This window comes from Streptomyces sp. NBC_00433 (assembly GCA_036015235.1).
In the GTDB taxonomy this organism is placed as follows: Bacteria; Actinomycetota; Actinomycetes; order Streptomycetales; family Streptomycetaceae; genus Actinacidiphila.
On sequence record CP107926.1, the window covers coordinates 7564917 to 7584491 of the forward strand.

The window sequence follows — 19575 nt, forward strand, 5'->3', positions numbered from 1 at the left end:
ACACGCGGGAGGCCCTGATGGAGATAACGCTGCGCGAGGTGCGGGACGGCGACCTGCCCGTCCTCTACGTCCAGTCGATCGACCCCGAGGCCATCGCGATGGCGGCCTTCACCGCGAAGGACCCCGCCGACCGCGAGCGCTTCGCGGCCCACTGGGCGCGGATCCGCCAGGACCCGGACATCATGGCCCGCACGGTCGTCGGCCCGGCCGGCGAGATCGTCGGCCACGCGGCGGTCTACGGCCCGCGGGGGGAGCGCGAGGTCACCTACTGGATCGGCAGGGAGTTCTGGGGCCGCGGCGCGGCCACCGCCGCCCTGCGCGGGCTGCTCGCCCTCGAACCCGCGCGCCCCCTGCGCGGGCGCGCGGCAGCGGACAACGCCGCCTCGATCCGGGTGCTCGAACGGTGCGGCTTCGTGGTGACGGGTCACGATCGGGGCTTCGCGAACGCCAGGAACGAGGAGATCGACGAGGTCGTGCTCCTCCTGGCCGGATGAATCCGCGCCGCTTGAAAGCGTTCAACCGCCCGATGGGTGCTGGTGCTGCCTGATGGAACGTGTCGGAACCTGATGGGTCGCGGAGCCATCCGCGATCCGGTCGGGGCCATCCGTATACCGCCGTCTGACCAGGTGTTTCGTTGATCCCTGCAGCTTTTCCCGCCGCTCCGGCCGGCCTTCGCGGCCCGCTGGGCGAGCGCCCTCGCGTGAGCGATTGTGTGCGAAGTCTTGCGCGCCGAACGCCCCGGGGCTACCTTTCCAGCGCGTTAAGACGATTCAAGCCCGCCCCGGCGCAGGTGGTGGCGGCGCGCTTCCCACCGCAACCGCTGTCGAAGGGACCCCCGTGGACATATCCCGCCGCGTCTTCTCCACCCTGACCGGCTCCGCCGCCGCCGCACTCGCCCTGCCGGCCGCCGCCCACGCGGCGGCGCCCGCGGCCCCCGCCGGGCCCGCGCCCACCCCCGCCGCAGGACACCCCGGGCACGGCCCGGCGCACACCGTGTCCTTCGACCGCTACGCGCTGGTCATCGACGGGCAGCGGGTGCCGATCTGGTCCGGCGAGGTCCACCCCTTCCGGCTGCCCAGCCCCTCGCTGTGGCTGGACGTCCTGCACAAGATGAAGGCCAACGGCTACAACGCGGTCAGCATCTACGTGGCCTGGAACTACCACTCCCCGGCCCCCGGCAGCTACGACTTCACCGGCGTCCGCGACCTGGACCGCTTCCTCGACCTGGCCGCGGAGGCCGGGCTGTACGTCATCGCCAGACCCGGCCCGTACATCAACGCCGAAGTGGACGCCGGAGGTTACCCGGGCTGGCTGGCCACCGCCCCCGGCCGGGCCCGCACCAGCGACCCGGCCTACCTCGCGCACGCCGACGAGTGGCTCACCGCGGTCAACCGGGTCATCGGCCGCCACCTGTACACCAAGGGCGAAGGCACCGTCGTGCTCTACCAGTTGGAGAACGAGTACGCCTCCTTCACCACCAGCTCCACCGGCACCGACTACATGGCGCACCTCTACGCGAAGGTGCGCGCCGACGGCATCGACGTACCGCTCTTCCACAACGACAAGGGCCGCAACGGCTACTGGATCCCCGGCAGCTTCGACACCGGCGGCGAGCAGGGCCGCTACCTCTACGCCTTCGACGGCTACCCCTCGCCGTCGAGCACCCCGCCCGACTGGGGCTACTTCGGCACCGGCGGCGCCAAGGGCGGCACCACCGCCAGCCCGGAAACCCCCGGCTTCACCGCCGAGTTCGGCGGCGGCTGGTTCGACCCGTGGGGCGGCGCCGAATTCGGCGGCCTGGGCTATGCCGAATCCCGCAGGACCCGGGACGCGGCCTTCGAGCGGCGCTTCTACCTCACCAACCTCGCCAACGGCATCAAGATCCACAACGTCTACATGACCTTCGGCGGCACCTCCTGGGGCTGGCTGCCCGCCCCCGTCGTCTACACCTCCTACGACTACGGCGCCGCCATCGACGAGGCGCGCAACCAGACGTCCAAGCTGCTTCCCATGCGGCAGATCGGCTCCATGCTCGCCGCCTTCCCCGACCTGGCGCACCTGGACCGCGCCGAGGACACCGCGGCCGCCGGCGGCGCCGTCCGCGTCTACCACCTGGCCGACCCCGACCGCGGCTCGCACCTGTACTTCCTGCGCAACGACAGCAGCCAGGACGCCACCGTCACGCTGCCGGCGGCCACCGCGGCGGGCACCGTCACCGTGCCCGCCGCGCCCGGCGGGATGCGGGTCGCCGGCAAGGACATGAAGGTCGTCGCCGCCAACCTGTCGCTGGGCCGCCGCGCCCTGCTCTACACCACCGCCCAGCCGATGTGGCGGGCCGCCGGCGACGACCAGGACATCGCCCTGCTCACCGGCAGGCCGGGCGACCCGGTCGAGACGGTCCTGGTCTGCCGCAGCCGCCCCACCGCCACGGTCACCGCGGGCAGCGCCGACGCCGTCTACGACGAGGCTGCGGGCACCCTGCGGGTCAACGCGGTCCTCGACGGCCTGACCCGCATCCGCGTCCAGGACGGCGGCAGCGCCGTACCGCTGCTGCTCCTGCTCGCCGACGACACCGCGGCCGCCACCCTGTGGCCCCGCGACACCCCGGACGGCCCGGTGCTGGTCCGCGGCCCCGCGCTGCTGCGCACCGCCGAGGTCCACGGCGCGAACCTGGACCTGACCGGCGACACCGCCGCGCCCGCCCCGCTGGAGGTGTGGGCACCGCAGCACGTCAAGCACGTCGGCTGGAACGGCCGGCGCGCGTCCGTGCACACCACCCGGGACGGCAGCCTCGCCGCCGACCGCACGCTGGCCGGGCCCGCCGCCGTGCAGCTGCCCGCGCTCACCGGCTGGCGGTATGCCGCGGAAAGCCCCGAGGCCGAGGCCGGCTTCGACGACCGCCACTGGCGGGTGTGCGACCTGACCGCCTCCCACAGCTCCACCGCCGTGCCCGCCGGGCAGCCCGCCGTCCTGTTCGCCGACGACTACGGATTCCACTACGGCGACGTCTGGTACCGCGCCACGGTCGACAGCGCCGCCGACGCGCGGACCCTCGCCCTGACCTACCAGGGCGGCACGCTGGGCCTGCTCATGGCCTGGTGGGACGGCCGCCCGCTGGGCACCCACCGGCTGCCGGCCCCCACCAAGGCGCAGGACACGGTGGCCAGTTGGACCGGCAGCGCGGAATTCGCCGTGCCCGCCGACCTGCGCGGCGAAGGGCCGCACACGGTGGCGGTGCTGGTCAGGCCGATGGCCCACGCGGAGGACGGCGGCGCCAACGACGCCTTCAAGGCCGCCCGCGGCCTGCTCGCCGCCACCCTCGACGGCGCCGCGCCGACCTGGCGCATCCAGGGCGCCACCGGCACCGAGGACCCGGTGCGCGGCCCGCTCAACACCGGCGGCCTGTACGGCGAACGCGCCGGCTGGCACCTGCCCGGCTTCCCCGACCGGCACTGGTCGCCGGTCGCCCTGCCGCACACCGACTCCCGGCAGGGCGTGGCCTGGTACCGCACCGACTTCACCCTGCGGATCGACCGCGGCACCGACGCCTCGATCGGCCTGACCCTCACCGACGACCCGGCCCGCGCCTACCGCGTGCAGATATTCCTCAACGGCTGGAATCTGGGCCAGTACGCCAACGACGTCGGCCCGCAGCACACCTTCGTGCTGCCCAACGGCATCCTGCGTACCGACGGTTCCAACTCCCTGGCGCTCGCCGTCCTCACCGACGGCACCACCCCGGCCGGCCTGCCGGCGCCCGCCCTGACCCTGCTGGGCGCCGTCGCGGGCGGCGTCCCCGTACGGGACGTGCCCGCGCCCGGATACCAGGTGCACGGGCAGCGGGGGATCTGAGAGCGGCCGCACCAGGAGCGGGGGCCCGGCACCCGTGGGGGGCGCCGGGCCCCCGGCGGGTCAGCCGCCGGTGAGGCTCCCGACGAAGGTCAGGCCGCCGTCGGAGGCGAGCAGGCGGCCGGCGGCAAGGCCCGGTTTGGCCACCACCGCTGAGCGGTCGTCGCTGTCGGTCCACATGTCGGGCGTGACCTGCCAGCCGTGGCCGGCGAGGAAGGCGCCGGCCTTGCCGAGCAGCGCCTCGTCGGACCCGCGCCCGTCCGGGTCCCAGCCGGCGACCCGGACCCGGTCGCCGTCGAAGTCGTCCCGCGGGTGGACGGCCCCGGGGGCGGCGGAGCGGATCGCGGCCCGGATGTCGCGGGAGACGCCGAGCTGCCGCCCGGTCGGCCCGGGGCGCTCGGCCGCGGCGGGCCCGGGTTCGCCGTAGTCGGGGACGCCGGTGAAGGAGACCACCCCGGTCTGCACCCCGAAGACCCCGCCGCCGACGCGGTCCCGCGCGACGTTCAGGCCCGCGGTCGCGCCGTCCCCCGACCGTACGGACCGCCAGCCGTCGGCCCGCACCGCCGCGTCGAGCGCGGCGACGATCTCGGCCGCGGGGCGCCGGTCGTCCTCGTCGTAGGCCGACATCGACACGCTGTCCTCGCCGAGGACCGGGGCGAGGTCGAGGAAGGCCGCCCCGGGCATGGCCGCGCTGACATATCCCCTGATCCGCTCGGCGAATCGGGCACGGTCCTGGTCGTCGCTCACAGCTCTCCTTCTTCCCCGGTGTCCCTTCATAAGCGCGCGGTCAGCCGAACGGGTTCAGGAAGTCCCCGGCGGACCTGACGAGGTCCGCCCCCCTGCCGGCCGCGGTCCTCCCGGCGTCGGCGACGGCGTCCACCGTGTCGCCCGCGTCCCGCGCGAGCCCCGGCAGGTCGCCCGAGGTGAGGTCCCGCCACGCGCCGGCGCCGTCGTCCGCGACCCGGCCCGCGTCACGGGCCACCCCGGTCCACAGCTGCCGGACGTCGTTCTGCGACCGGTCGGCCTCCAGCACCTTCACCACCGGCACCGTCACCGCGAAGGCCGCGCCGCGCGCGGTGAACTCCGCCGTGGCGGCGAGGGACCTGGCCACCGGGTCGGGGACATCCCGTTCCCTGGCCGCCTGGTAGGCCTGCTTGTACGCCAGGTCCCCGGCCAGGCCGACCAGTTCGTCGCGCAGGTCGTCGGGGGTGACGCGGTCGAGCATGCCGTGGGAGTTCAGCACCGCGTTGACGGGCTCCAGCGCGGCGGCGTACGAGGTGCGCCCGGCCAGGACGTCCTGCAGGATCGGGTCGAGGTCGGCGCCCATCCGCGCGACCACGCCGGGCGGCACCCTCGCGTGCAGGAAGGACACCAGCTCCCGTATCTCCGCGGCGCCGGTCATCTCCTCGTCCAGGGTGGTGTGCGTGAAGGTGAGGCCCTGGGCGCCGCCGAAGAGGACGCGCTGGAGGTTCGCCAGCGCCTCGGTGTCCTTGTCGTAGTAGTCCGAGTGCGCGGTGGCGCCGCTCGTGGCGAGCCGGGTGATGTCGGGGAAGTCCGCCGGGTCGCTGCCCAGGCCCTGGGTGTACGACACCAGGTCCTCCGGCGCGCGCATCGCGAAGAAGCGCGTGTCCGGCAGGTGGAAGTCGGCGGCCGACGTGATGTCCGGGCCGAGGCCGGGGCTGCCCATGAACACGACGGCGCCGACGCGCATGCCGTCCTGAAGTGCCTTGCTGGTGCACAGGGTTCCGTAGCTGTGCGCGAAGACGTCCGTGGTCGCGTCCGGTCTGAGGTCCACCGATATCCCGGCCGTGAAGTCGGCCAGCGCCCGCCCGCCGGCCACCGCCTTCGACGGGTCGACGGAGTCGCCGAGCTCGGGTGTGTCGTAGCCGAGCCAGCTGACGACGGCGGTGTCCTGCTGCTCGACGCCGTTCGCCCCGTCCTGCACCAGGTTGTAGCCGCCCTCGCCGAACCCGTCGAAATTGTCCAGGCGGTTGGTGATGCCGGGAATCCGGAAGGCCACATGCGCGGCGGTCGTCAGATCGCCGACCACCTCGGCCACCCGGCCGTCCGGATACGGCGCCGCCTCGGGGTCGGCGACGCTGCCGGCCGCGGGGTCGAAGACCAGGAACTGTCGGGGGACTTCGCGGGTGGCGATCCGCCCGGTCCCCGGGTCGACGAGCTTCTGCTCACGCGGGTTGAGGAAGCCGCGCAGCGTGTCGACACGGGCGCCGGTCCGCTTGTACGCGGGGTCGTCCGGCCGGAGCGTCCGGAAGTAGGCCGACTCCCTGGCGTATTCCCGCTGGATGCCGATGCGGTTCGCGGCGAAGCGGACGGTGGGCGGGACACCGTCGAGATTGCCGACGACTCCGGGCTCGGCGTCGGCCAGTTCGGCCTGTCGCAGCGGGGTGAGGGTGCCGAAGAAGTCCTTCACGGCCTGGGCCCTGACGGCGGGCGGGTCGTCCCCGTGGGCCGCGAGCAGACCGGCCAGGTCCGCTTTGAGCCGGTCGGCATCGGGGGAGCCGGCGGCGAATCCGGTGGGCAGGCCGAAGGCGGCCAGCGAGGCGAAGGGGTCCGTGCCGGGGTCGCGCAGGCCGCCTGCCTTGGCACGCAGGTCCCGTGCGGTGTCGGTGAGATAGGACTGGAGCGGCTTGAGGCCCGCGACCTTGTCGGCGGCGGACAGTGCCGCGGCCCGTGCGAGGGCCCGCGGGATGTCGTCCCGGGCTTTGCCCTCACAGGAATCGGCCAGCCGGTCGAGCATGCCCGGATCCACCGTCACTATCCCCATGCGGACGTACGGTAGCCATACTGGCGTCCGAGGCACCGGAGTTGGCGTGATCGCGCGAGACACGGCGGGAGCGGGATGAGCACCGAGGGCGACAGGCTGCGCACCGAGCAGGCCGGTCTGGCCCGGCTCGCCGCGGACGTACGAAGCCTGCTCGACGCCACCGCGACGCTCGCCGAGGACCGCGCGGCCGGCGACAGCCGCTGGTCGGGCCCGCAGGCCGACCGGGTCAGGGGCGAACTGTCCGTGTGGAAGGGCAGGGCGCGCACTGTGGCCGACACCCTGGACACCGAGGCCGCGCAGCGCGGCAAGGACGCGGTGAAGGCCGACAAGGCCCCCGGCGGCTGAGTCCCAGATCGTCGCTGAGCCCGGGTCCCGGCCCGGGGCCGGCAGGCGGAAGCGGCAGGCGGCGCCGTCCCGCCGCTACCGGGGCATCCTGTCGGCAGGAGGGGGGCCGTCCGTGTCGTGTTGCGGGCGGCCGCCGCGCTTGGTGGAATCGTGACTGGCCGTATGACCACTCTCCGTGTTCAGGGGAGGCCGCACCGCCGTATCGGGGGCACGGCCACCTACGGAAGGACCGCCATGGCCGGCGACATCACCAACCCCGACTTCGCGGAGCCCGGCATCGGGGTCGCGCCGAAGCACAAGGTCTTCACCGTCAAGAACGCCGACGGCATCCCCGGCTGGGAGGTCACCCAGGACGCCGTCCAGCTCGTCGCGCTGGCGCCCGGCGCGGGCCCCGCCGGGTCCGGCGGCGGACAGGCGCTGCGGCTCAAGGGCGAGGACCCCGGGCACGTCGGGGCTGTCAGCCAGACCGTGCCGACCACCCCGGGCCGCAAGACCTCCATCAGCTGGATGGAGTCGCCCGACCCCGCAGGGCGGCCGGAGGCGAGCGCCGCCGAGCAGGAGTACGCGGTGGTGGTCCGCCCGGTCGAGACGCCCAAGGGTCCGGGCCTGACGAAGGAGGCCTTCGCGCCCGCCGTGAGCGCGGGGCCCGCCTGGGTCCGCCGCTCGGTCGAATTCACCCCGTCGGGTGCGAACGTGACCGTCGAGTTCGGCGCCGGCCTCCCCGGCGCGCTGTCCCCGCTGATCACCGGCCTCGCCCTGGCCACCGGCGACGGGCGTACGCGGCCGCCGGTCCTCTTCGGCACGGTGACCGGCAGCCCGGTGACCGCCGAGCCGGACGAGACGATCCCGCTGACCTTCGCCGTCGGCAACCGCACCGCCGCCCCCGCGTACGGCGCGAAGGCGACCGTCGTCTTCCGGCCGCTGCCGCCGCTCGCGCCGGCCACGGGCGGCACCGGCACCCTCACCTTCCCCGGCAGGGAACTCATCGCGGCGGAGCCGCCCGCGCAGGGCGCCTTCAAGGTGACCGTCCCGCCCGACACCGCGCCGGGTACCTACCAGGCCGTCGCCGACATCTCCTACGACGGCGCCCCGGTCGCCGACGGCACGCTGACCTGGCTGATCGAGGTGGTGGCCGCCCGCACCCGCACCGGCACGGACATGGACGAGACCGGGCTGTCGACCTCCCGGTGACCCCGGCGGGCGGGCTCGGGCCCAGCGGGCGCGCTCCGGCTCAGCGGGCGGGCTCGACCCGGCCCGCGACCTCGCCGAGGCCGACCCGCACACCGCCGGGACCGGGCGCGGTCGCCCTGATGACGACCTCGTCGCCGTCCTCAAGGAAGGCCCGGCTGCTGCCGTCCGGCAGCTCCACCGGCTGCTCGCCGCCGCGGGTCAGCTCGATCAGCGCGCCCACGCTGTCCGCGGCCGGCCCGCTGACCGTGCCGGAGGCGAAGAGGTCGCCGGGGCGAAGGCTCGCCCCGTTCACCGTCATGTGCGCCACCATCTGCGCGTAGGTCCAGTACATCGCGGCGAAGGGCGGCCGGGAGACCGTGTGCCCGTTGAGCCGCAGCTCCATAGCGATGTCGAGGCCGCAGGGCGGCCGCACGGCGCTGTCGTCGAGATAGGGGAGCAGCGGGGTGTCACGCGCCGGCGGGGCCGTCCTGGCGTGGGCCAGCGCCTCCAGCGGGACCACCCACGGCGAGACCGACGTGGCGAAGGACTTCCCGAGGAAGGGCCCGAGCGGCACGTATTCCCAGGCCTGCACATCGCGCGCCGACCAGTCGTTGAGCAGGCACACCCCGAAGACGTGGTCGTCCGCGTCGGCCATCGCGACCCGCGAGCCGCGCTCGGAGGCGCCGCCCACCACGAAGCCCAGCTCCGCCTCGACGTCCAGCCGCAGCGAGGGCCCGTACGACGGCGCCGCCTCGCCCGCCGCCCTTCGCTGCCCGCACGGCCGCACCACGGGGGAGCCCGACACCACGACGGTGCCCGCCCTGCCGTGGTAGCCGATCGGCAGGTGCTTCCAGTTCGGCGTCAGCGGGTCCGCCCCGGCCCGGAAGATCCGGCCGACATTCACCGCGTGGTGCTCCGAGGCGTAGAAGTCGACGTAGTCGGCGACCTCGAAGGGCAGTTGGAGCTCCACCTCGGCGAGCGGCACCAGCAGCGGCCCGACCGCCTCGCGGTACGCCTCGCCCGTCAGCCACGCGGTGAGCGCCGTCCGCACCCGGGTCCAGGCCGGGCGCCCCGCGGCCAGCAGCGGGTTCAGCACCGGCGCGGCCAGCAGCTCCGCGACCTCGGGCGGCGCACCCGCCGCCCGTGCCGCGGCCCCCGCGTCCAGCACCCGGTCGCCGTAGCGGACCCCGATGCGCGGGCGCGGTTCCGCGGCGGTGCGGAAGACCCCGTAGGGCAGGTTGTGCGGCCCGAAAGGATCGTCGTGCGGCACGGTGAACGGGCTCTCGGTGCTCAACGGACCTCCAGTGCGGGGCGGCGCGGCCGCCCCGAGACTACCGGCCGGGGCCACCGCCGGGTTTGGAGCTGCCCGCAGGTCAAACGTAAAGTTCGCCGGGAGACCCGGGGCGTACCCGGGCTGCCCCGGGACCCGCGAGGACCCGGGCGGACAGGGAGAGCAGCGGCGGGATGACGGCGACAATCCAGGACTTCCACGACCTCGGACCGGAGGAGGACGCGCCCGGCATCGACCCGGCACGCCTCGAGGTCTGCCTGGCCGTGCTCGCCGAACTCGACGAGCTGCCCGTCGACCACCCCGACGCCATCGCCGTCCGCCGCGCCACCGCCGGCGTCTACCGCATGGTCAAGCAGCGCCGCCGCCAGGAGCGCAGGGCCGCCAAGACCGCCAACGACAAGGCCGTGACCGAGGCCACCGCCACCGGCGCCGCCGACCGCATCGACGACGAGACGCTCGGCATCCAGTTGACCGCCTCGGTCAGCACCGAGATCGCCGGCATCCTGGAGCGCCCCCGCTCCTGCTACGTCTGCAAGACCCGCTACGTCGAGGTCGACGCCTTCTACCACCAGCTCTGCCAGGACTGCGCCCGGGAGAACCGGGCCAGGCGCGACGCCCGCACCGACCTGACCGGGCGCCGCGCCCTGCTCACCGGCGGCCGCGCCAAGATCGGCATGTACATCGCGCTGCGGCTGCTGCGGGACGGCGCGCACACCACCATCACCACCCGCTTCCCCAGCGACGCCGTCCGCCGCTTCAAGGCCATGCCCGACAGCGACCGGTGGATACACCGGCTCAAGATCGTCGGCATCGACCTGCGCGACCCCGCCCAGGTGGTCGCCCTCGCCGACTCCGTCGCCGCCGACGGCCCGCTGGACATCCTGATCAACAACGCCGCACAGACCGTACGCCGCTCCCCGGGCGCCTACCGCGAACTGGTCGCCGCGGAGGCCGCCCCGCTGCCGGCCGGCGAACTGCCCGCCACCGAGGTCTTCGGCGCCTTCGGCAGCGGCGCGCAGACCGCCGCCGCGCTGCCCGCCCCCCGCGGCGAGGCGCTCACCGCGCAGGACGTCACCGACCTCGCGCTGGTCAGCGGGTCCGCCTCGCTCGCCAGGATCGAGGCCGGCACCGCCATCGACGCCGGCGGCCTGGTGCCCGACCTGGACGCGACCAACACCTGGGTGCAGACCGTCAGCGAGGTCGACCCGGTCGAGCTGCTCGAAGTCCAGCTGTGCAATGTGACCGCGCCCTTCGTCCTGGTCAGCCGGCTGCGACCGGCAATGGCCGCGGCGGCCGCCCGCCGCAAATACGTGGTCAACGTCTCCGCCATGGAGGGCCAGTTCTCCCGCGGCTACAAGGGTGCGGGCCACCCGCACACCAACATGGCCAAAGCCGCGCTCAACATGCTCACCCGCACCAGCGCGCAGGAGATGCTCGACACCGACGGCATCCTCATGACCGCCGTCGACACCGGCTGGATCACCGACGAGCGCCCCCACCCCGACAAGATCCGCCTCGCCGCCGAGGGCTTCCACGCCCCCCTCGACCTCGTCGACGGCGCCGCACGCGTGTACGACCCGATCGTGCGCGGCGAGCAGGGCGAGGACCTCTACGGCTGCTTCCTGAAGGACTACGCCCCCGCCGCGTGGTGACCCCGCCGCGGCCTGGACAACCGGTGGCCCCCGCGGGCCGCCCGCGGTGGCCATGGCCCGATGGACGACGGGACGTGCGTGACGGGCGGGACGGACACGGCGGAGGGCGACCGGGCGCCGGCCCCGGCCCGCGACGGGAGTGCGCGCGGACTGGCTGGCCGGCGGTGCCCGGCGCCCTGCGGGCGGCCGTCGAGGACCGCCTCGGGGCGCGCGTCGCCGCCGCCGAGACGCGGCGCGGCGGCTTCCCGCCAGGAGTTCGCCGCCAGGCTGCGGCTCGCCGACGGGCGGCGGGCCTTCGTCAAGGCCGTCAGCGAGGCGCGGAAGCCGGAAAGCCCCGGCATCCACCGCACGGAGGCCGCCGTCGCCCGCGCCCTTCCCGCGCGGGTGCCCGCCCCACGGCTGCCCGCGTCCTTCGACCAGGACGGCTGGGTGGCGCTGCTCTTCGAGGACATCGACGGCCGCACCCCCGCGCAGCCCTGGCGCCCCGCCGAACTGGCCCGCGTCATGGCAGCGGTGGGCGAACTCGCCGCCCTCCTCGCCCCCTGCCCGATCGACGTACGGCCCGTCGCCGAGAAGCGGGCCGCGGCCTTCCACTCCTGGCGCACGATCGCCGCGGGCCGCGACGACGTGGCAGGCCTCGGCCCCGCCCCTCCCAGGCGGCCCAGGGCCGGGCGGCCGCCTCGCGGACTGACGGCCGTCCGCGTGGCGCGGGGTGTTCCGGCCGGGGCGCCCCGACCCGCCCCGGTACGCTCGGCCTGTGCCCAGCTTCACGGTCGAACGCCGTACGGCGCTGCCGCCGGTCGAGGCGTGGCGGCGGCTGACCGCGTGGGAGAAGCACACCGCCACCGTGCCGCTGACCCGTATCACCGTGCTGACCCCGCCCCCTTCCGGCGCCGGCACGGTCTTCGTCGCCCGCACCGGTCCGGGCCGCGCTTCCTTCGCCGACCCCATGCGGGTCGCCGTGTGGCAACCGCCCACCGCCGGCGGCGGCCCCGGGCGGTGCCGGCTGGTGAAGACCGGACGGGTCGTCACCGGCTGGGCCGAGATCGCCGTACGCCCCGACGGCGCGGGCTCCGCCGTCCGCTGGGAGGAGGACCTGCGGCTGCCCTGGCTGCCCCGGGCCTTCGACGGCCTCACCCGAGGCGCGGGACGCCTGGTCTTCTCCCGGGTCGTGGACACCCTGCTGGCCGGCTGACAGGTTGCCACCGGTGCTCCCGATGAATTCCGCGCACCACACCGGTCTGCCCCCGTGAGGCACACACCGGTGCCCGACCCGAGCAGAGGCGGAAGCATGCCCAGCAAGATGTTCGTCAACCTCCCGGTGAAGGACCTGCCGGCGTCCAAGGCCTTCTTCGAGGCCCTCGGCTTCACCTTCGACCCGGCCTTCACCGACGAGAGGGCGGCCTGCATGGTCGTCGGCGAGAGCAACTTCGTGATGCTGCTGACCGAGGCCTACTTCACGTCCTTCACCGGCCGCCCGGTCGCCGACACCTCCACGACCACCGAGGTGATCGTCGCGGTCTCGCAGGACACGGTGGACGCGGTCGACCGCATGGGCGCCGCCGCGTCCGCCGCGGGCGGCAAGCCCGCCGAGGCCACGCAGGAGGCGTCCCCGATGCACACCCGCGCCTTCCACGACCTCGACGGCCACCTGTGGGAGATCTTCCACATCCCGTCGACGTCCTGACCCGGCCCTCCCAACGGACGGGCCGCCGATCCCCGCGCCCCTGGAAAACGCTCACCCTCCAGGGGCAGACCCTGGGCGCAGGAGGACGCAGGCCAATAGGGGCGCGGGGAACTGCGCGCCCCGCCGAAGAGGCGGGAAAGAAGGCAACGCCACAGCAAGTGGCACCCAGCCCAGGGGCGCGGGGAACGGCGCGCGCAGCCCCCACCGGGGGAAAGGTGACCGCCCACCGCGAAGGGCAGCCGCACTCGCGGCAGGGGTGCCCGACACGGTCGGAAATGGTTGACGATGTGCCATATGGATGCTTATCGTCGAGCGCGCCCACCCCCAGAGGAGCCCGCATGCCGCAAGGCCCGTCCCGCCGCTCGCTGCTCACCGCCGGAGGCCTCGGCGCCGCCGGTGTCCTGGGCGGGCTCACCGCCCCGAACCTCCTCACCGCCAGCGCAGCGGCACCGGCGGACGCGCTGACCTTCGCCTCCCCCCAGCTGACGCCGTATGTGGACGAACTGCCCGTACCCCCCGTGCTGGCGGGCGACCGCACCATCGCGATGGGGGAGTCCGCGCACCGCTTCCACCGGGACCTCGGGGTCGCGAAGACCTGGTCGTACGGCGGGCAGCCGTATCTCGGGCCGACGGTCGAAGCCCACCAGGGCGTACCGCTGGCCCTGACGTTCAGCAACGGCTTCGCCGGCGGGCACCTGTTCGCCGCCGACGTCGATCCGACGCTGGAGGGCGCTTCGGAGCTGGACCGGACGCAGCCGCGCACGTCGGTGCATGTGCATGGCGCGGTCACCCCGCCGGAGGCGGACGGGCACCCGGAGAACACCTTCCGGCCCGGCGGCAGCATGACGTACCGCCATCCCAACGGGCAGGACGCGGCCCACCTCTGGTATCACGACCACGCGATGGGCATCACCCGGCTCAACGCGGTGGCGGGCCTGGCCGGCATGTACCTGCTGCGGGACGCGTACGACACCGGCGCCGCCGGCAATGCGCTGGGGCTGCCCAGCGGCGAGTTCGAGGTGCCGCTGACGCTCGCCGACCGCCGTTTCGGGGCCGACGGGTCGCTGAATTTCCGTACCACCCGCAAGGTGCCGCAGGGGCACTGGGAGGGCGGGATGTTCGGCGACCTGATGACGGTCAACGGGGTGGTGTCGCCGTATCTGAAGGTGGCCCGCGGCCTCTACCGCTTCCGGGTGCTCAACGCCTCCAACGCCCGCGCCTACCGCCTCTTCTTCGGCAACCGGATGTCCTTCTGGGTGGTCGGCACCGACGCGGGACTGCTCGACGCGACCGCCCGCACCACCTCCGTACGGCTCGCGCCCGGCGAACGCCTCGACCTCGTCGTGGACTTCGGCTCCCTGGCCGCCGGCGACCACGTGGACCTGACCAACGACCAGCAGGAGTCACCGGAGGTGGTGGCCGCCACCGGCGTGGTGCCGCCCGCCGACATCATGCGCTTCGTCGGCACCGGCGTCCGCGGCTTCACCGGCTCGCCGCCCACCGTGCTGCGCGGCGCCGCGGGCCTGTCCGCGGCGCTGCCCGCCATGCCCGCGCCCGGCAGCCTCCCGCGCCGGATCGTGACGCTGACCTCCGCGATGTCCGCCGGCTGGCCGTTCGCCGGGATGATGATGAACAACCTGCGGTACGACGACGGGCCGACGCTCACCCCGCGGCAGGGCACGGCCGAGGTGTGGGAGTTCGTGAACACCTCCTCCCAGGCGCACCCGATGCATCTGCACCTGGTGCACATGCGGATCGTGGACCGGCAGCGCTTCGACGTGGCGGCCTACCGCAAGGCCAACCCGCGCCCGGAGCCCGGCACGATGTGGGCGCCGTCCCCCGACGCGTACCTGCTGGGGGCCGCGCAGCCGCCGCCGGCCTGGGAGGCGGGCGCCAAGGACACGATCGGCTGCCCGCCGGGGACGGTGACCCGGGTGCTGGTCCGCTTCCCCGCGGCGGCCGACGTGGGCTTCGACCCCGACGCGTCCTTCACCGCGGCGAGCGGCGCGTCGCTCCAGGGCTACGTGTGGCACTGCCACATCCTCGACCACGAGGACGACTGCATGATGGCCCGCTACCGCATCGCGGTCTGAGCCGGGCCGATTGCCGGGGTCCTGCCCCGGCCGCATGCTGGAGGTATGGCGCTCGACGGGACGGCGCGGATGCGCGGCTGGGCGGTCGGTACGCCGGGGCCGGCCGGCGGCGGGCCGCTGGTGCCGGTCGACCGTACGATCGGCCCCCCGGGCCCTGGCGAGCTGCTGGTCGACGTCGAGGCGTGCGGGGTGTGCCGTACCGACCTGCACCTGGCCGAGGGCGACCTGCGACCGCACCGCCCGAAGACCGTCCCCGGGCACGAGATCGTCGGCCGGGTGCTCGCCGCGGGCGAGGGCGTGACCCGCTTCGGCGCGGGAGACCGGGTGGGCGGCGCCTGGCTGCGCGGCACCTGCGGGGTCTGCCGCTACTGCCGGACGGGCCGGGAGAACCTGTGCCCCTCCTCCGTCTACACCGGCTGGGACGCCGACGGCGGCTTCGCCGACCGCACCCTGCTGCCCGCCGACTACGTCTACCCGCTGCCCGGCGACGCCGACCCGGCCCGGCTCGCGCCCCTGCTCTGCGCGGGCATCATCGGCTTCCGCGCCCTGCGCCGCAGCGACCTCCCCCCGGGCGGCCGGCTCGGCATCTACGGCTTCGGCGCCTCCGCCCACCTCGCCGCCCAGGTCGCCCTCGCCGACGGCGCCACCGTCCACGTACTGACCCGCTCACCGGCCGCCCGCGACCTCGCCCTGTCCCTGGGCGCGTCCTCGGCACGCGACGCCTACGACGAACCGCCCGAGCCCCTCGACTCGGCCATCCTCTTCGCCCCGGTCGGCGACCTGGTCCCGGTCGCCCTCGCGGCCCTGGACCGCGGCGGAAGCCTCGCGGTGGCCGGCATCCACCTGACCGACATCCCCCCGCTGAACTACCAGCGCCACCTCTTCCAGGAGCGCGACCTCCGCAGCGTCACGTCCAACACCCGCGACGACGGCGCCGCCTTCCTGTCGACCGCCACCCGCATCGGCCTCCACCCGACAGTGACGGCCTACCCCCTCGACGCCGCCCCCCGCGCCCTGACCGACCTCGCCGCCGACCACGTGAACGGCGCCGCCGTACTGCTGCCGTGATATGCCACAGGGACCAACGGGGATGCGGAGGGTGGGGAGCTGATGGCAGAGCTGACCGGGGTGGTCTTCGACACGGTCGACGTGGAGGCGCTTGCGCGGTTCTGGGCGGCGGCGCTGGGGTGGCCGGCGGACGCGGACGGGAGCGCCGTACGGCCGCCCGGAGGGGGCGTGGAGCTGCGCTTCAGGGCGGGCGGGCGACCCAAGCGGGGGAAGAACCGGCTGCATCCGGATCTCGCGGGCGGACCGGACGAGGTGGCGCGGCTGCTGGGGCTCGGCGCCGTGCGGGCGGACATCGGGCAGGGTGAGGTGCCGTGGGAGGTGCTCGCCGATCCCGAGGGCAACGAATTCTGCGTGCTGCCCGAGCACCGCGGTCCCGCGGGAGCCCGGCTCGTGCACCTGTGCCTGGACGCGGCGGACCCGGACACGCAGGGGCCCTTCTGGGCGGCGGCGACCGGCTGGGCGGTGGTGGAGCGCGCCGCGTGGGGCGTATGCCTGCGCGACCCGGCCCGTACGGGCCCCGCGCTGGTGATGGGCCCGCCCGCCACCGCGAGGACCGGCCCCAACCGGCTGCGCTTCCTGGTCGCCGGGGACGGCCCTGCCGCCCTCGCCGACCCCGAGGGCAACGAGTACGAGGTCGCGCCGGCCACGGCCTGAGCAGGCACCCTGAGCCGGGCCGCAGGCCGTCGGACTCAGCCGGTGGGAACCGTCTCGTGCAGGAAGGCGAGCAGCAGGTCCGTGACCGTGGTGGGGCGTTCCAGGCTGGGAAGGTGGCCGGCCCAGGGCAGTTCGAGGTGGCGGGCGTCGGGCAGCAGGTCCGGCAGTTGGGCCGCGATCTGCCGGAAGGCCGCCAGGTCGCGGCCGCCCGAAAGAGCGAGGCAGGGTGCCTTGACCGCCGACAGGCCGACCTCGATCCCGATGCGCCCGGCCCCCTCGGGAGCCGCCAGCTGCACCTCGAAGGCGTGCCGCTGCATCGCGCGCACCTCCTCCCGGACCGCCTCCTCGGCGTCCGGGCCCAACCACGTGTCCACGTTCAGCTCCACGGCCCCCGCGACATCGCCCGCCGCGAGCAGCGCGTCCTCCCGCTCGCCGAACGCCCGCAGCTCGTCGGTGGGTTCACGTCCGGGCTGCCCGGCGCACAGCAGCGCCAGGGCGGACACCCGGTCCGGTCGGCGTGCGGCGATCTCCAGGGCGACACGTCCGCCGTAAGAGGAGGCGACCAGCGCAGTCCGCTCGACGCCGAGGGCGTCCAGCAGGTCCAGTACGTCCTCGGCGTCGTTGTGGCGCCGGTCCGGCAAGGGGCTCAGGCCGAAGCCCCGGAAGTCGCAGCGCACCACCCGGTATCCGGCGTCGACCAGGGCGGGCCACTGCCGGTCCCACATCCTCCGGTCGCATACCGCGGAGTGCAGGAGAACCAGCGCGGGACCGTCCCCGGCCGCGTCGTAAGCAAGAGTCATGCGGAAGACCCTAGGCGGGCGAGTGATCTTTGAAAACAGAAAAACCCCTGCTCGGAGGGGTTTCCTGCTGGTGTCCGAGGGGGGACTTGAACCCCCACGCCCGATAAAGGGCACTAGCACCTCAAGCTAGCGCGTCTGCCATTCCGCCACCCGGACGGGTGTGACGACACGGCCTCGCGGCCGTGGCGACGGGGTAAACCATAGCAAAGATCAGGAGGTGCCGATCACCGCCGCCGGGCGCGCTGGCGGGGGTGAGCCTTGGGGGTCGCGGGGGGCGCGGGGCAGGATGGGGGAGGCATCCGCCGCGTGCGGCGGGCGGGTGGGCGACGAGGAGGAGAGACAGCGTGAGCGAGTCCAGGCCTGGCAGTGCGGACAGCGGGAAAGTCACCGGTGAGGACGAGGTCGTCGACCTGTGCAGTGAGCTGATCAGGATCGACAGCAGCAACTACGGCGACCACTCGGGCCCCGGGGAGCGGGCCGCGGCCGAATACGTGGCGGAGAAGCTCGCCGAGGTCGGGCTCGCACCGCAGATCTTCGAGTCCCACCCGGGCCGTGCCTCCGTGGTCGCCAGGGTCGAGGGTGTGGACCGGTCGCGGCCCGCGCTGCTGATCCACGGGCACACCGACGTCGTACCGGCCAACGCCGACGACTGGACCGTGCACCCCTTCTCCGGCGAGGTCGCCGACGGGTGCGTGTGGGGCCGGGGCGCGGTCGACATGAAGGACATGGACGCGATGACGCTCGCGGTGATCCGCGACCGGCTGCGCAGCGGGCGCAAGCCGCCGCGGGACATCGTGCTGGCCTTCCTGGCCGACGAGGAGGCCGGCGGCACCTTCGGCGCCAAGCACCTGGTCGCCAAGCACCCGGACCTCTTCGAGGGCGTGACCGAGGCGATCGGCGAGGTCGGCGGCTTCTCCTTCACCGTCAACGACGACCTGCGGCTCTATCTGATCGAGACCGCGGAGAAGGGCATGCACTGGATGCGGCTCACCGTGGACGGCACCGCGGGCCACGGGTCGATGACCAACAAGGACAACGCGATCACCGAGCTGTGCGAGGCGGTCGGGCGGCTCGGCCGGCACGAATTCCCGGTCCGCGTCACCAAGTCCGTCCGCGGCTTCCTCGACGAGCTGTCCGACGCGCTCGGCACCGAACTCGACCCGGAGGACATGGAGTCGACGCTCGCCAAGCTCGGCGGCATCGCCAAGATGATCGGCACCACGCTGCGCAATTCCGCCGCCCCCACGATGCTCGGCGCCGGCTACAAGGTCAACGTCATCCCCGGCCAGGCCACCGCCCACGTCGACGGGCGCTTCCTGCCCGGCTACGAGGACGAGTTCCTGGCCGACCTCGACCGCATCCTCGGCCCGCGCGTCAAGCGCGAGTCCCTGCACAGCGACAAGGCGGTCGAGACCGACTTCGACGGCGCCCTGGTCGACGCGATGCAGGCCGCGCTGGTCGCCGAGGACCCGGGGGCGCGGGCGGTGCCGTACATGCTCTCCGGCGGCACCGACGCCAAGTCCTTCGACGACCTGGGCATCCGCTGCTTCGGCTTCGCGCCGCTGCGGCTGCCGCCCGAGCTGGACTTCGCCGGGATGTTCCACGGAGTGGACGAGCGGGTGCCGGTCGACGGCCTGCGTTTCGGTGTCCGCGTGCTCGACCGCTTCATCGAACACAGCTGACCTGTCGGTCGTGTGTACCCGTACCGGTGATCTCCTTCGCCGGTACGGGTGAACGGCCCGGTGCTTTCGTAGCGCAATTCCTCAGGACGTCGTTACGACGGTGTGGTCCGCAGGCTGGGACCGCACTTGTCCATGAGGAGGAATGAGAATGATCAAGAAGGTCGTCGCCGCTGCGGTCGCCACCGGCGGTCTCGTGCTCGCGGGTGCGGGCATCGCTGCCGCCGACTCCGGTGCCCAGGGCGCCGCGGTGCAGTCCCCCGGTGTGCTGTCGGGCAATGCCGTCCAGGTCCCGGTCCACATCCCGGTGAACCTCTGCGGAAACACGGTCTCCGTGATCGGGCTGCTCGACCCCGCCTTCGACAACGTCTGCGTCAACGACTGATGCCGCCGCGGCCGCGCCCCCCGGTGCGGCCGACGCAGGATCGGCCCCGGGCGCACCCACCTGCGTTCCGGGGCCACTCGCCATTTCCAGGCAAGTCCCCGCACGCGGGGGAAGGTT

16 protein-coding genes and 1 tRNA gene are annotated in these 19575 nt (G+C 74.1%); 12 read left to right on the forward strand and 5 right to left on the reverse strand.

The genetic code is table 11. The features are described 5' to 3' along the window. Positions 1 to 17: 17 nt before the first annotated feature. The gene (locus OG900_32365; protein WUH94370.1) at positions 18 to 494 is read left to right on the forward strand and encodes a GNAT family N-acetyltransferase; all 477 of its coding nucleotides are present in this window, start codon (positions 18 to 20) and stop codon (positions 492 to 494) included. 343 nt (positions 495 to 837) lie between these two features. Then, complete coding sequence (locus OG900_32370) at positions 838 to 3852, forward strand: beta-galactosidase (protein ID WUH94371.1); 3015 nt, start codon at positions 838 to 840, stop codon at positions 3850 to 3852. 60 nt (positions 3853 to 3912) lie between these two features. Here the strand turns inward: OG900_32370 and OG900_32375 are convergent, their stop codons facing one another. Together OG900_32375 and OG900_32380 are read right to left on the reverse strand one after the other, a co-directional pair. After that, positions 3913 to 4596, reverse strand: coding sequence for a hypothetical protein (locus OG900_32375; GenBank protein ID WUH94372.1), 684 nt, complete (start codon positions 4594 to 4596; stop codon positions 3913 to 3915). Positions 4597 to 4636: 40 nt separating this feature from the next. Next, positions 4637 to 6634 carry an alpha/beta hydrolase family protein gene (locus OG900_32380; GenBank protein ID WUH94373.1) on the reverse strand — a complete coding sequence of 666 codons (1998 nt, stop codon included), beginning with the start codon at positions 6632 to 6634 and terminating at the stop codon, positions 4637 to 4639. A gap of 75 nt (positions 6635 to 6709) precedes the next feature. Here OG900_32380 and OG900_32385 point away from each other — a divergent pair, with 75 nt between their 5' ends. Next, a complete protein-coding gene (locus OG900_32385) occupies positions 6710 to 6979 on the forward strand; it encodes a hypothetical protein (protein ID WUH94374.1) in 270 nt (89 codons plus the stop codon). A 234-nt stretch (positions 6980 to 7213) separates the two neighbouring features. After that, positions 7214 to 8170 (forward strand): DUF642 domain-containing protein, encoded by a 957-nt coding sequence (locus tag OG900_32390; protein ID WUH94375.1) that lies wholly within the window; start codon positions 7214 to 7216, stop codon positions 8168 to 8170. 40 nt (positions 8171 to 8210) lie between these two features. Here OG900_32390 and fahA read toward each other — a convergent pair whose 3' ends face one another. Further along, entirely contained in the window at positions 8211 to 9443 is a 1233-nt protein-coding gene (fahA, locus tag OG900_32395; GenBank protein ID WUH94376.1) for a fumarylacetoacetase, read from the reverse strand. Between the two features lie 170 nt (positions 9444 to 9613). Between fahA and OG900_32400 the strand changes: the two genes are divergently transcribed. The 6 genes from OG900_32400 to OG900_32425 all read left to right on the forward strand — a co-directional run bounded on the left by OG900_32400 (position 9614) and on the right by OG900_32425 (position 16594). Continuing rightward, entirely contained in the window at positions 9614 to 11092 is a 1479-nt protein-coding gene (locus tag OG900_32400) for an SDR family NAD(P)-dependent oxidoreductase (GenBank protein ID WUH94377.1), read from the forward strand. 757 nt (positions 11093 to 11849) lie between these two features. Next, positions 11850 to 12287: an SRPBCC family protein gene (locus OG900_32405; GenBank protein WUH94378.1), complete on the forward strand. Its 438-nt coding sequence runs from the start codon at positions 11850 to 11852 to the stop codon at positions 12285 to 12287. A 96-nt stretch (positions 12288 to 12383) separates the two neighbouring features. Then, complete coding sequence (locus OG900_32410; GenBank protein ID WUH94379.1) at positions 12384 to 12779, forward strand: glyoxalase; 396 nt, start codon at positions 12384 to 12386, stop codon at positions 12777 to 12779. Between the two features lie 338 nt (positions 12780 to 13117). Continuing rightward, complete coding sequence (locus tag OG900_32415) at positions 13118 to 14872, forward strand: multicopper oxidase family protein (protein ID WUH94380.1); 1755 nt, start codon at positions 13118 to 13120, stop codon at positions 14870 to 14872. Between the two features lie 69 nt (positions 14873 to 14941). Then, positions 14942 to 15940, forward strand: coding sequence for a zinc-dependent alcohol dehydrogenase family protein (locus OG900_32420; protein ID WUH96006.1), 999 nt, complete (start codon positions 14942 to 14944; stop codon positions 15938 to 15940). A 42-nt stretch (positions 15941 to 15982) separates the two neighbouring features. Beyond that, positions 15983 to 16594, forward strand: a complete 612-nt coding sequence (locus tag OG900_32425) for a hypothetical protein (GenBank protein ID WUH94381.1) — start codon at positions 15983 to 15985, stop codon at positions 16592 to 16594. Between the two features lie 35 nt (positions 16595 to 16629). Here the strand turns inward: OG900_32425 and OG900_32430 are convergent, their stop codons facing one another. Together OG900_32430 and OG900_32435 are read right to left on the reverse strand one after the other, a co-directional pair. Beyond that, positions 16630 to 17394, reverse strand: a complete 765-nt coding sequence (locus OG900_32430; GenBank protein ID WUH94382.1) for an alpha/beta hydrolase — start codon at positions 17392 to 17394, stop codon at positions 16630 to 16632. Between the two features lie 68 nt (positions 17395 to 17462). After that, a tRNA-Leu gene (locus OG900_32435) sits at positions 17463 to 17550 on the reverse strand. A 188-nt stretch (positions 17551 to 17738) separates the two neighbouring features. On the opposite strand from OG900_32435, the gene OG900_32440 reads away from it, so the two are divergent. Together OG900_32440 and OG900_32445 are read left to right on the forward strand one after the other, a co-directional pair. Further along, positions 17739 to 19076, forward strand: coding sequence for a M20/M25/M40 family metallo-hydrolase (locus tag OG900_32440; GenBank protein ID WUH94383.1), 1338 nt, complete (start codon positions 17739 to 17741; stop codon positions 19074 to 19076). Positions 19077 to 19224: 148 nt separating this feature from the next. Beyond that, entirely contained in the window at positions 19225 to 19458 is a 234-nt protein-coding gene (locus OG900_32445; protein ID WUH94384.1) for a chaplin, read from the forward strand. The last annotated feature ends 117 nt before the right edge of the window (positions 19459 to 19575 follow it).

Coding starts and splice junctions, on each gene's coding strand:
- OG900_32365 (WUH94370.1), top strand. CDS start 18: ATGGAGATAACGCTGCGCGAGGTGCGGGACGGCGACCTGCCCGTCCTC.
- OG900_32380 (WUH94373.1), bottom strand. CDS start 6,634: ATGGGGATAGTGACGGTGGATCCGGGCATGCTCGACCGGCTGGCCGAT.
- OG900_32385 (WUH94374.1), top strand. CDS start 6,710: ATGAGCACCGAGGGCGACAGGCTGCGCACCGAGCAGGCCGGTCTGGCC.
- OG900_32390 (WUH94375.1), top strand. CDS start 7,214: ATGGCCGGCGACATCACCAACCCCGACTTCGCGGAGCCCGGCATCGGG.
- OG900_32400 (WUH94377.1), top strand. CDS start 9,614: ATGACGGCGACAATCCAGGACTTCCACGACCTCGGACCGGAGGAGGAC.
- OG900_32410 (WUH94379.1), top strand. CDS start 12,384: ATGCCCAGCAAGATGTTCGTCAACCTCCCGGTGAAGGACCTGCCGGCG.
- OG900_32415 (WUH94380.1), top strand. CDS start 13,118: ATGCCGCAAGGCCCGTCCCGCCGCTCGCTGCTCACCGCCGGAGGCCTC.
- OG900_32420 (WUH96006.1), top strand. CDS start 14,942: ATGCGCGGCTGGGCGGTCGGTACGCCGGGGCCGGCCGGCGGCGGGCCG.
- OG900_32425 (WUH94381.1), top strand. CDS start 15,983: ATGGCAGAGCTGACCGGGGTGGTCTTCGACACGGTCGACGTGGAGGCG.
- OG900_32430 (WUH94382.1), bottom strand. CDS start 17,394: ATGACTCTTGCTTACGACGCGGCCGGGGACGGTCCCGCGCTGGTTCTC.
- OG900_32445 (WUH94384.1), top strand. CDS start 19,225: ATGATCAAGAAGGTCGTCGCCGCTGCGGTCGCCACCGGCGGTCTCGTG.